This is a genomic window from Streptomyces sp. NBC_00576 (assembly GCF_036345175.1).
Classification (GTDB): Bacteria; Actinomycetota; Actinomycetes; order Streptomycetales; family Streptomycetaceae; genus Streptomyces.
The window spans coordinates 8,957,068-8,968,165 of record NZ_CP107780.1; the positions used below are offsets into that span (position 1 = coordinate 8,957,068).

10 protein-coding genes and 1 pseudogene are annotated in these 11,098 nt (G+C 71.4%); 6 read left to right on the forward strand and 5 right to left on the reverse strand.

What is annotated here, in order from left to right; all coding sequences use genetic code 11:
- Positions 1–57 precede the first annotated feature (57 nt).
- The 4 genes from OG734_RS39090 to OG734_RS39105 all read right to left on the reverse strand — a co-directional run bounded on the left by OG734_RS39090 (position 58) and on the right by OG734_RS39105 (position 4,000).
- Positions 58–1,086, reverse strand: coding sequence for an L-idonate 5-dehydrogenase (locus OG734_RS39090; RefSeq protein WP_330292140.1), 1,029 nt, complete (start codon positions 1,084–1,086; stop codon positions 58–60).
- A gap of 73 nt (positions 1,087–1,159) precedes the next feature.
- Positions 1,160–1,948: an SDR family oxidoreductase gene (locus OG734_RS39095; protein WP_330292141.1), complete on the reverse strand. Its 789-nt coding sequence runs from the start codon at positions 1,946–1,948 to the stop codon at positions 1,160–1,162.
- Positions 1,949–1,976: 28 nt separating this feature from the next.
- Positions 1,977–3,374, reverse strand: a complete 1,398-nt coding sequence (locus OG734_RS39100) for a GntT/GntP/DsdX family permease (RefSeq protein WP_330292142.1) — start codon at positions 3,372–3,374, stop codon at positions 1,977–1,979.
- A 59-nt stretch (positions 3,375–3,433) separates the two neighbouring features.
- The gene (locus OG734_RS39105; protein WP_330292143.1) at positions 3,434–4,000 is read right to left on the reverse strand and encodes a gluconokinase; all 567 of its coding nucleotides are present in this window, start codon (positions 3,998–4,000) and stop codon (positions 3,434–3,436) included.
- A 96-nt stretch (positions 4,001–4,096) separates the two neighbouring features.
- On the opposite strand from OG734_RS39105, the gene OG734_RS39110 reads away from it, so the two are divergent.
- Positions 4,097–4,798: a FadR/GntR family transcriptional regulator gene (locus OG734_RS39110; protein ID WP_330292144.1), complete on the forward strand. Its 702-nt coding sequence runs from the start codon at positions 4,097–4,099 to the stop codon at positions 4,796–4,798.
- Here OG734_RS39110 and OG734_RS39115 read toward each other — a convergent pair.
- The gene (locus OG734_RS39115) at positions 4,795–5,247 is read right to left on the reverse strand and encodes a YchJ family protein (RefSeq protein ID WP_330292145.1); all 453 of its coding nucleotides are present in this window, start codon (positions 5,245–5,247) and stop codon (positions 4,795–4,797) included. The two genes, OG734_RS39110 and OG734_RS39115, sit on opposite strands and share 4 nt — an antisense overlap.
- Positions 5,248–5,626: 379 nt before the next feature.
- On the opposite strand from OG734_RS39115, the gene OG734_RS39120 reads away from it, so the two are divergent.
- The 5 genes and pseudogenes from OG734_RS39120 to OG734_RS39140 all read left to right on the forward strand — a co-directional run bounded on the left by OG734_RS39120 (position 5,627) and on the right by OG734_RS39140 (position 11,074).
- Positions 5,627–7,492 (forward strand): phage tail sheath subtilisin-like domain-containing protein, encoded by a 1,866-nt coding sequence (locus tag OG734_RS39120; RefSeq protein WP_330292146.1) that lies wholly within the window; start codon positions 5,627–5,629, stop codon positions 7,490–7,492.
- Between the two features lie 53 nt (positions 7,493–7,545).
- Complete coding sequence (locus tag OG734_RS39125; protein ID WP_055614510.1) at positions 7,546–8,070, forward strand: phage tail protein; 525 nt, start codon at positions 7,546–7,548, stop codon at positions 8,068–8,070.
- An 818-nt stretch (positions 8,071–8,888) separates the two neighbouring features.
- Positions 8,889–9,329: pseudogene (locus OG734_RS39130) on the forward strand (hypothetical protein); the annotation flags it as partial.
- Positions 9,322–10,080 (forward strand): hypothetical protein, encoded by a 759-nt coding sequence (locus OG734_RS39135; protein WP_330292147.1) that lies wholly within the window; start codon positions 9,322–9,324, stop codon positions 10,078–10,080. The pseudogene OG734_RS39130 and the gene OG734_RS39135, both read left to right, overlap by 8 nt.
- Before the next feature lie 61 nt (positions 10,081–10,141).
- Positions 10,142–11,074: a DUF4255 domain-containing protein gene (locus tag OG734_RS39140; protein ID WP_330292148.1), complete on the forward strand. Its 933-nt coding sequence runs from the start codon at positions 10,142–10,144 to the stop codon at positions 11,072–11,074.
- Positions 11,075–11,098 lie beyond the last annotated feature (24 nt).

Sequence of the window (11,098 nt, forward strand, 5' to 3'; positions counted from 1 at the left end):
CACGACGCACCCGCAGACGACAAACCTCCGGACAGCGCCAGCCGTCCAGCGAAACGTTCACCCACCCCCGAAATCAAGCAGCACCTTGCACGACCTGCCCCGGTCCGCTGCCAGTGTGAACGCCGACTCCGACTCCTCGACCGGGACCACCGCGCTGACCAGCCCTTCGAGTGTCGGCTCGGCCGCCAGCAGGGTCAGCGCGTCGTCGAACTCCGTGTCGAAGCGGAAGGCGCCCCGCAGTTCTATCTCGCGGGTGACGACGAGGTTGCCCGCGAAGGGGCTGGGCCCGGGCGGCAGCAGACCGAGCTGTACGACGACCCCGCCCCGGCGCACCAGACGCAGACAGGTGTCCAGCCCTGCGGCCACCCCCGACGCCTCGACGGCCACGTCCACCTCGGCCGGCCACCCGGGATCGCCGGGATCGTCCGCCCGTACGACCGAGTCGGCGCCCGCGACGACGGCGTACCGCAGGGCCTGTGGGAGCAGGTCGGTGACCGTCACGCGGGCCGCGCCCGCCGCCTTCGCCGCCGCGACGACCAGGCACCCGATGGGTCCGGCGCCGGTGACGAGGACGTGCCTGCCGGGCAGGTCCCCGGCCCGGCGGACGGCGTGCAGGGCGACCGAGAGGGGTTCGGCGAGGGCCGCCCGGTGCAGCGGCAGGCCCGTTGGCAGTGGCCTCAACTGGTCTGCGGGTACGACCAGTTGCGCCGCGAAGCCGCCCTGGACGTGGGGTGTACGGGCGGCGCTGCCGAGGTAGCGCGTGTCCCGGCAGACGTTGCGCCGACCGGCAGCGCACTCCGGACACACCCCGCACGGGGTCGCCGGATGCACCGCAACCGGCGTACCCGCGACCGGACCTGACGCTCCGTCGCCGTAGGAGACGACCGTCCCCACGACCTCGTGGCCCAGCACCATCGGCTCCTTGAGGCGGAAGTCGCCGACCCCGCCGTGCCTCCAGTAATGCAGGTCCGAGCCGCAGACCCCGCCGTACCGGACCGCCACCAGCGCCTGGCCGGGGCCGGGGGACGGCACCGGCAGCTCATCGACCCGCAGGTCGCCCTCGCCGTGGATCACGCAACCGAGCATCGGGCGAACCCCTTTCGTATCCGACTTCGGATCTGACTTCGAATCCGATTTCTTGTCCGATTTCGTGTCCGCGTCACAGGACGCTGGTCATGCCGCCGTCGACGTACAGCACCTGTCCGCCGACGAAGTCCGCCGCCGGGGAGGCGAGGAACAGCACCCCGCCCACCAGGTCCTCCGTACGCCCCCACCGCCCGGCCGGGGTCCGTTTCCGCACCCAGGCGCTGAACTCCGGGTCGTCGACCAGGGGTTGGGTGAGTTCCGTCTCGATGTAGCCGGGGCCGAGACCGTTGACCTGGACCCCGTGCGGGCCCCAGTCCGCGCACATGCCCTTGGTGAGCATCTTCAGCGCGCCCTTGGTGGCCGTGTAGGGCGCGATGCCAGGGCGGGCCACCTCGCTCTGTACCGAGCAGATGTTGATGATCTTGCCGTGGCCGCGTTCCGTCATCCGCCGGGCCGCTTCCCGGCCCACCAGGAACGCGCTGGTGAGGTTGGTGTCGAGGATGCGGTGCCAGTCGGAGTCGGTGAACTCCAGGAGCGGGGCCCGCAGTTGCATCCCCGCGTTGTTGACCAGGATGTCGAGCGGACCGACCCGCTCCTCGATGTCCGCGATCCCGGCGGCGACCGAGGGACCGTCGGTGACATCGAAGGCGGCGGTGTGGACGGCGCCGTCCGAAGTCAGTTCCGAGGCCAGTTCCGAGGTCAGCTCTGCGGCGGCCTTGGCGAGCCGGTCGACGTCGCGTCCGTTGAGGACGACCGTGCAGCCCGCCTCGGCCAGCCCCCGGGCCAGGGCGAGGCCGATGCCCCGGCTGGACCCGGTGACCAGGGCCGTACGGCCGCTGATGTCGAACAGAGGGTGACTCATGCCCGTACGTCCAGTCATTCCCGTACCCCTAGATCACGAGTGACAGCAGCAGGACCAGGCCGCCCGCGACCACGGAGATGATCGTCTCCATGACCGACCAGGTCTTGAGGGTCTGGCCGACGTTCAGGCCGAAGTACTCCTTGACCAGCCAGAATCCGGCGTCGTTGACATGGCTGAAGAAGAGCGAGCCGGCACCGATGGCCAGGACCAGCAAAGCCGCGTGGGTCGTCGACATGTCGGCTGCCAGAGGGGCTACCAGGCCGGCCGCCGAGACCGTGGCCACCGTCGCCGAGCCGGTCGCCAGCCGGATCGCCACCGCGATCAGCCAGGCCAGCAGCAGGGCCGGGATCGACCAGTCCTCGGATATGTCCAGGACCATCTTGCCGACCCCGGAGTCGATCAGCGTCTGCTTGAAGCCGCCGCCCGCGCCGACGATCAGCAGGATGCCCGCGATGGGCGCGAGACCCGTGTCGACGATCCGGGAGATGCGCTCCTTGGAGAAGTCGGCCGGGCGGCCCAGCGTGAAGATGCCCACGAGGACGGCGGCGAGCAGCGCGATCAGAGGGGAGCCCGCGACGTCGAAGACACGCTGCACCATGTGCGTCGGGTCGTCGATGATGATGTCGACCAGCGCCTTGGACAGCATCAGGACGACGGGGAGCAGGATGGTGGCGAGGGTGGCGCCGAAGCCCGGGCGCTTCTCCAGATCCTCCGAGGGGCGCTGCGGGATCATGCGGTCCGGCGCCGGGACGTCGACCCAGCGGGCCGCGACCCGGGAGAACAGCGGGCCGGCGATGATCACCGTCGGGATGGCGACCAGGACACCGAGCGCCAACGTCACGCCGAGGTTGGCGCCGACCGCGTCGATCGCGATCAGCGGGCCGGGGTGCGGCGGGACCAGGCCGTGCATCACGGACAGGCCCGCGAGTGCCGGGATACCGATGCGCATCAGGGAGTAGTTGCCGCGCTTGGCGACCATCAGGACGACCGGTATCAGCAGGACGACGCCGACCTCGAAGAACAGGGGCAGGCCGATCACCGAGGCGATCAGGACCATCGCCCACGGCATCGTCCGGCCCGACGCCTTCGCCAGGATCGTGTCGACGATCTGATCGGCGCCGCCGGAGTCGGCGAGCAGCTTGCCGAGGATCGCACCCAGGGCGATCAGGACGCCCACGCCGGCCACGGTCGAGCCGAGCCCCGTGGTGAAGCTGGCGATGGCCTTGTCGAGTGGCGCGCCCGCGAAGGCGCCCAGTGCGAGCGAGCCGATGGTCAGGGCCAGGAAGGCGTGCAGCTTGAACTTGGTGATCAGCAGGACGATGAGCGCGATGCCCGCCAGTACGGCGACGCCCAGCTGGGCATGGCCGGCCGAGGTGATCGGCTCGACGGTGTCCGCTGCCAGCATCTCGACGCTGAGTCTGGTCACGGTGGTTCCCTTGTCTTCTGGAGTACTTCTGGAGAGGGACTTTCGGGGACTTTCAGGGGCTACGGGGCTACCGAACTACCGGGGTCCCCGGGGTCCCCGGGGTCCTCGGGGCCGTCGAGGTCGCCGAGTGCTGCCACGGCACGGGCGGTGATCTCCTCGGGGCTGCCGGAGACGTTCACCGCGACTCCCGCCTCGTCCGCTTCGAGCGGCTGGAGGGTGGCGAACTGGGAGTCGAGCAGCGCCGGCGGCATGAAGTGGCCCTGCCGGTGCGCCATCCGGTCCTCGATGAGCGCCCGGTCACCGGTGAGGTGCACGAAGACAACGCCGGGCGCGGCGGCCCGCAGCCGGTCCCGGTACGACCGCTTCAGCGCCGAACTGCTCACCACCCCGCCGAGTCCGGCCCGGCCGTGTGCCCACGCGCCGATGGCGTCCAGCCACGGCCAGCGGTCCTCGTCGGTCAGCGGGGTCCCGGCCGTCATCTTGTGGATGTTGGCCGGGGGGTGGAAGTCGTCACCCTCGGCATAGGGAACGCCGAGCCGGGCCGCGAGCAGGGGACCGATCGTGGTCTTCCCGGTGCCCGCGACGCCCATGACCACGACGACGTGAGGGGTAGGCGTCTGCTGCATGGACGCAATGAAACGCATTAGGTCTGACAAATTCAAGACCTGCGGACGAATAAGTCTGACTTTTTGAGAGTGTGACGCGCCCCGTACTCTGAGTGCATGAGCACACCGGGTCGAGGGCTGCACGGCCATGTACTGGAAACCCTCGGACCTGCGATCACCGCGGGCGACTACCCGCCAGGCAGCGTTCTGCGCACGGACGAACTGGCCCAGCGCTTCGATGTGTCACGCTCGGTGATGCGGGAGGCGGTCCGCGTCCTCGAATCCATGCACCTGGTCGAATCCCGCCGCCGGGTCGGCGTCACGGTCCGGCCGAAGGCCGAGTGGAACGTGTACGACCCCCAGGTCATCCGCTGGCGTCTGGCGGGCGCCGACCGCCCGCAGCAGCTGCGCTCCCTCACCGTGCTGCGCTCCGCGATCGAGCCGGTCGCCGCGGGCCTGGCCGCCAAGTTCGCCACCGCCGAGCAGTGCGCGCGGCTCACGGAGTGCGCGCTCGGCATGGTGGCCAACTCGCGCGGCCATCAGCTGGAGGGCTATCTGGTCCACGACGTGGCCTTCCATCGGGTGATCCTTGAGGCCTCCGGCAACGAGATGTTCGCCCGCCTCGGCGACGTCGTCGCGGAGGTCCTCGCGGGCCGCACCCATCACGAGGTCATGTTCGAGGACCCCGACCCGGCCGCCGTCACCCTGCATGTACAGGTCGCGGAGGCGGTCCGCGAGGGCGACGGCGAGCGGGCGGAACGCCTCACGCGGGAGATAGCGGTCGGGGCCCTTCAGGAACTGGACATCCTCGCGCCCTAGGCGCCCTGACCTTCTTCGCCCTGGCCTTCTTCTTCGATGTCCCCGTCGACGTACACCCACGCCCCGTCGACGCGCTCGAACCGGCTCCGCTCCCGCAGTGAACCGCCCCGGTAGGAGGCCACGAAGGTCACGGTCCCGGTGTTGTGGAAGGCCGTGCCCTCGCCCGTGTCGAGGATCTCCAGACCCGTCCAGCGCATCCCCGGGTCGAATTCAACCCCGGCAGGGCGGGTACGCGGGTGCCAGGTGCGCAGGAGGTAGGGCTCGTCCCGCTTCACGAAAGCGCTGTAGCGGGAGCGCATCAGGGTTTCGGCGGTCGGGGCCTTCGCCTCACCCCGGTGAAATCGGCCACAGCACTTCTCGTACGTCTCCGCAAGACCGCACGGACATGTGGAGCTTTGAACAGGGGCGGAGGGTCGTTGTCGCCTGAGATGTGCAGTACGTCGGGACATGCCCGCCATTCTGCTGCACCGCCTGCACCATCGACTGTGCGCATTCTGTGAAGTCGCTGACCCGACACGCGCACATCGCGTGCGAGTCGTGCGCGGTGGTCTTCATCGAACCTTCCCCAGGGGTGGCGTGAACACGTCTTGCTGGCTCAACTGCCCACCCCCAAGGGTGGATTACGCACTTGAGCATCAGGAGTCACAAGCGTGTTGCTTGCCCCGGGCGGCCGTCCGGCCGGGGTGCTGACGGGGGAAAACTGAGGCGGTGTCACGGGCCGGCGCGTTCTCGCGCGCCGGACGATTCCGTGCGCACCGGACCGGACGACTCTCTCTCCGCCACCTCTTGGTGCCTTCACCCGGTGCCCGCACAGAGATTGGAGGGGGAATGCCGACGACATCAGTGGGTGCGGCCAGGCCGACATATCCCGGCGTCTACGTCGAAGAACTTCCCAGCAGCACTCGTACCATCTCCGCCGTGACCACGTCGGTGACCGCGTTCGTGGGGCACACCCGGCGCGGTCCGCTGAACGAGCCCGTGCGTGTCACCGGATTCACCGAGTTCGAGCGGCGGTTCGGCGGGCTCGCCTCGCAGAGCGCCGTCGCCTACGCCGTGCACCAGTTCTTCGGCAACGGCGGCACCGTCGCCGTGATCGTCCGGGTCGCGAAGGCCGGCAGCGGCAAGGCCGCGTGCGTCGCCCTGGAGTCCACCGAGGGCCACAGCGAGGCCCGCGTCCTCGAAGTGCACGCCAAGGAACCCGGCGGGTGGGGCAACGGCCTGCGCGTCGCCGTCGACTACGACACCCCGAACTGCGACGAGACCTTCAACCTGCGCGTGTACGACGCGAAGGGCGAGGCCCGCGAGTCCTACACCGGGCTGTCGATGGACACGGGACACGGGCGGTACGCGCCGACCGTCGTCAACGCCGGGTCGCGACTCATCCGCGTCGAGGCCGTCGGCGAGGGGCGGCCGGATCCGTCCGGGACCGTGTCCAAGCCCTTCGGCAACGAACTGCCCGACCTGGCCGTCGACGTGACCGTCAAGATCGGTGACGTGGAGCGGGAGTTCACGCTCTACGACCCCGACTGCGACGGCGAAGCCCCGTGCTCCGTGGCCGAGTTGGCGCTGCTGCTCGAACGCAAGCTGCGGGCGCTGCCCGACGCGCCGGGCAAGCACGCCTACGCGGGCGTCGAAGTCACCGCGTTCGGGCGGCGGTTGCAGGTCGTGGCCGGATCCACCGACCCCGAGGACGTCGTCCGCTTCCTCGGCCAGTGCGCCAACGACCTGGGCCTCGAAGCCTCCGTCAACCCGCCCGTCTTCCCCCTGGAGGGCGGCGAGGACGGCGAGGCCCCCGGCCCGCGCGACCTCATCGGCTCCGAGGCCGACAAGACGGGCATCCAGGCCCTGCGCGGCGTCGCCGACGTCAACCTGCTGGCCCTGCCCGAGCTGGCGTCGTACGAGAAGACCGAGGACATGCTCACCGTCGTCTCGGCGGCCCAGCGGCTGTGCGAGGAGCGGCGGATCTTCCTGCTCGTCGACGCGCCCAGCACCTGGGTGAGCGTCGACACGGCCCGTGCCGGGCTCGCCGCCTTCGACGCGGTCCGGGGCAACCACGCCGGGCTGTACTTCCCGCACCTCCAGCTCACCGACCCGCTCACCGGACGGCTGCGCGCCTTCCCGCCGTCCGGCGCCGTCGCCGGCGTCGTCGCGCGCACGGATTCGGAGCGCGGCGTGTGGAAGGCGCCGGCCGGGACGGAGGCCCGTCTCGCGGGCGTCCACTCGCTCACCGTCGACCTGACCGACCGCGAGACCGGGCTGCTCAACCCGCTCGGCGTCAACTGCCTGCGGACGTTCCCGATGACGGGTCCGCTGGTGTGGGGGGCGCGCACCCTGGAGGGCTCCGACGCCCTGAGCAGCGAGTGGAAGTACGTACCCGTGCGGCGGCTCGCGCTGCATGTCGAGGAGAGCCTCCAACGCGGCCTGCAGTGGGTCGTGTTCGAGCCCAACGACGAGAGCCTCTGGCAGCAGATCCGGCTGGGCGCCTCCTCGTACCTGCACACCCTGTTCCGGCAGGGCGCCTTCAAGGGCAGTACGCCGCGCGAGGCGTACTTCGTCAAGTGCGACCACGAGACCACGACCGACGAGGACGTCGCGAACGGCGTCGTGAACGTCCTGGTGGGCATCGCGCCGGTGCGTCCGGCGGAGTTCGTGATCGTCAGGATCCAGCAGACGTCCGGACAGTTCGCCCTCTAGGGCCCCGAAGAACTCCGAAGGACCCGAGCATCGTGGAGAGTTGAAGGAATCCGATGGCTGAGTTCACGGTCAATGCGCAGCGCTTCGACCCGTACAAGAACTTCAAGTTCCTGGTCCTGTGGGACGGTCGTACCGTCGCCGGCATCAGCAAGATCAGTCCGCTCAAGCGGACCACGGAGGTCGTCAAACACCGCCACGGCGGCGACCCCTCCTCCCCGCGCAAGTCGCCCGGGCGCTCCGAGTTCGAGGGCATCACCCTGGAGCGCGGGGTCACCCACGACCCCGAGTTCGACCGCTGGGCCAACAAGGTCTGGCAGGTCGGGGCGGGCCTCGGCTCCGAGGTGTCCCTCGCGGACTTCCGCAAGGACATCGTGATCCAGGTCCTCAACGAGGCCGGCCAGGTGGCTGTCTCGCACAAGCTGTACCGGACCTGGCCCAGCGAGTACCAGGTCCTCGGCGAACTCGACGCCAACGCCAACGCGGTGGCCATCCAGTCGCTCAAGTTGGAGTGCGAGGGCTGGGAGCGGGACTACGAGGTGCCCGAGCCCGAGGAGCCGTCGTTCCTCAACCCGGCCTGAGGCGGCGGTAGTCGAACGAATCGGGGGACGGGGACGGTATGGCGAACACCTCGGCGGCCGGACTGCTGGCCGCATGGGAAGCGGGACTTGCCGAAGCGCCGGTCGGGCGTGCGTTGCTGCTGCACCGCACGGCGCGTCCGGACGTCGACACCGGGAGGCTGCCGCAGCTTCCGGTCGGCGAACGCGAGGCCGACCTGTTCGCGCTGCGCCGGGCACTGTTCGGCGAGCGGATGCAGGTGCGTCTCGCGTGCCCGGAGTGCGGCGAGGACATGGAGTTCGAGCTGGACGCCGGCGAGCTGGCGCGGTCGCTGGGCGGGCGCGAGGGTTCGGTGGACGGTTCGGACGGTTCGGACGGTTCGGACGGCTCGGGTGGGTCGTCGGGGTGGCGTGGCGGTGTGACTGCTGCGGCCGTGGCGGACGGTTCGCCGGCCGAGGTGGTCGCGGGCGTGCCGGGTGGTTCGCCGGTCGGGCGCGACGAGGTGGCCGGGGCTGGGCCGGGTGGGTCGTCGGGGTGGCCTGATGGGGTCGCCCTGGGCGGGCCGGACCGGCCGTCGGTCGGGGGTGCCCGGGCGGCCGGGGCCGCGTCAGGCGGTTCGCCGGTCGTGCCTGACCTGGTGGTCGCGGCCGGGCAGGTCGAGGGCTTGGTGGGCGGGCCGGGTGAGTCGTCGGCCGGGCGCGACGAGGCGGTCGGTGTCGGGCACGGTGGGGCGCCGGGGTGGCGTGACGAGGTGGCCGGGGGAGGGCGGGTCGAGGGCTTGGCGGACAGGTCGGGCGGGTCGCCGGCGGCCGTGCGCGGCGGCGGGGCCGGGCCGGGTGGTTCGGTTGTGCGGGTCCAGCAGGGCGGCTGGGACGTCGAGTTCCGGCTGCCCGGGGTCGCCGACCTGGCCGCGGCGGCCCGGGCCGCGGACCCGCGCGGGGCGCTGCTCGCGCGGTGCCTCGTGTCGGCGGTGCACAACGGGGCCGCCGTGACCGCGACGGACCTGCCCCTGCCCGTGCAACGCCGGATCGCCGAAGCGGTCGAGGCCGCCGATCCGGGCGCCGACCTGGTGCTCAACGTGGCCTGCCCCGAGTGCGGCCGGGCGACCCGGGCCGAGCTCGACATCGCCTCCTACCTGTGGACCGAACTGGACGCCTGGGCACGGGACACGCTGCTCGACGTCCATCTGCTCGCCACCGCGTACGGCTGGACCGAGCCCGAGATCCTGGCGCTCAGCCCGCTGCGGCGCCGCTACTACCTGGAGCTGTGTGCGGATGTCTGACTTCCCGGCCGACTCCCCTGCGCGAGGCGGGCCGTCGGGTCCGCCCGAGCCCGACTTCCTCGACCGGCTGATCGCCCGGCACGCCGCCGGAGCCGTCCCGGAAGCGTCCCGGGTGCGGCCCCGGCTGCCCGGACCGTTCGAACGGGTCGAGGCGGTCCGTGCCACCACGTCCGACCCGGACGGGCAGTCTCCGTTGTGGCCCTCCGCCGCACCGGCTGCCACCGCAGCGCACCCGGACCAGCCGCGCCCGGCGGCGTCCGGGGCCGGCCCGGCCCCGGAACGGGAGCAGACCGTCGTACACACAGAACGGGTGTACGACGGCCGGCCCGCCGCACCCGCTCCGCGCGCCGCCGGACCCTTGCTGCGCCCGGTCACGCCCCTGCTGCCCGGGCCGCGACCGGCCGCCGGACCCGCGCGCCGCACGACGAGCGGGCAGCGCCCCGAAGACGCGTCCACCCGGACCGCGGTGCCCGTGACCGGCCCCCCTGGTCCGGACACCGCTTCCCGCGCCGCCGTGTCCGCGGCTCCGCGCCCCAGCGCCGCGGACACGGCGGCGGCACGCGAGGCCGTACGGCAGGCCGCCGCACGGCGATCCGGACAGGCGCCCGAGCAGGTGGTCGAGGTGCGGATCGGGCGGCTGGAGGTGACCACGGCGGCGCCCGCGGCAGGCGCGCGGCGGCGTACGACGGCTGCCGAGCGGCCGGGGGCGACCGTGAGCCTCGCGGACTATCTGGCCCGGGGGCGCGAGTGACACGCGCGGCGGGGCCGACAGAGGAAGCAGTTGGACGAGTAGGGACCGAGGAACCGACGTCATGAGCAACGCACTTGCCATCGCCCACGTCACCCAGGCCCTCGCCGTCCTGATCGAGAACAACCTGGGGCCGGAGTTCGACGCGGCCGTCACGGTCGAGACGCGCAAGCCGCCGACCGAACCGTCCGGCGAACCGACCATCCACGTGTTCCTGTACCAGGTCACGCCGAACACCTCGCAGCGCAACAACGACCTGCCGACCCGCGCCGCCGACGGCACCCTGGTCAAGCGGCCGGCCGCCGCACTGGACCTGCACTTCCTGATCAGCGCGTACGGCGAGGAGAACGAGCTGGTCGGGCAGCGGCTGATCGGCTCGGTAGTGCGCACCCTGCACGAGATACCGATCCTGCCCAAGGACGTCATCGAACAGGCAGGTGAGAAGCCGTACCTGGCGGGCAGCGACCTCCTGGAGTCGGCGCAGCGCGTGCGGTTCACGCCGACCGTGATGGACGTCGACGAGACGTCGAAGCTCTGGGGAATGCTCTACCAGACGCCGTACTCGCTGTCGGTCGTCTACCAGGCCGCCCTCGTCCTCATCGAGGGCCGCGGGACACCGGTCCCGGCGAAGCCGGTCCAGCGGCCCGATGTGCGCGTGCTGCCGTTCGGGGCGCCGGGGGCGCCCGTGCCCGGTGGGCGCGCTCTGCCCGTGAACGAGGTTGCCCGGAGCGGGAGTTCGGGAGCGGAGGCGGAGGTGGAACCGGAGTCGAGGCCCGAGCCCGAGAAGGCGGTGACGAAGGCGCCCGCCAGGAAGCCTGCGGGGAAGGCACCCGCGAAGACACCGGCCCGTACCCGTAAGGCCGCGCAGCCGGCCAGAGCGACGGAGTCAGGTGCGGGAGGCAGGCCCACACGCGGCACGGCCAAGCGCGCGGCTGCCGCGCCCGACGAGCCGGAGAACACCGAGAACACCGAGAGCCCCGAGAACACGGCGAACTGAGGACCGGGTGCGGACAACGAGCGG

Bases quoted from the DNA above. Each gene is read 5' to 3' on its own strand.
- OG734_RS39110 (WP_330292144.1), top strand. From the start codon at position 4,097: ATGAGCACACCGGGTCGAGGGCTGCACGGCCATGTACTGGAAACCCTC.
- OG734_RS39095 (WP_330292141.1), bottom strand. From the start codon at position 1,948: ATGAGTCACCCTCTGTTCGACATCAGCGGCCGTACGGCCCTGGTCACC.
- OG734_RS39135 (WP_330292147.1), top strand. From the start codon at position 9,322: ATGTCTGACTTCCCGGCCGACTCCCCTGCGCGAGGCGGGCCGTCGGGT.
- OG734_RS39125 (WP_055614510.1), top strand. From the start codon at position 7,546: ATGGCTGAGTTCACGGTCAATGCGCAGCGCTTCGACCCGTACAAGAAC.
- OG734_RS39120 (WP_330292146.1), top strand. From the start codon at position 5,627: ATGCCGACGACATCAGTGGGTGCGGCCAGGCCGACATATCCCGGCGTC.
- OG734_RS39105 (WP_330292143.1), bottom strand. From the start codon at position 4,000: ATGCAGCAGACGCCTACCCCTCACGTCGTCGTGGTCATGGGCGTCGCG.
- OG734_RS39140 (WP_330292148.1), top strand. From the start codon at position 10,142: ATGAGCAACGCACTTGCCATCGCCCACGTCACCCAGGCCCTCGCCGTC.
- OG734_RS39090 (WP_330292140.1), bottom strand. From the start codon at position 1,086: ATGCTCGGTTGCGTGATCCACGGCGAGGGCGACCTGCGGGTCGATGAG.
- OG734_RS39115 (WP_330292145.1), bottom strand. From the start codon at position 5,247: ATGTCCCGACGTACTGCACATCTCAGGCGACAACGACCCTCCGCCCCT.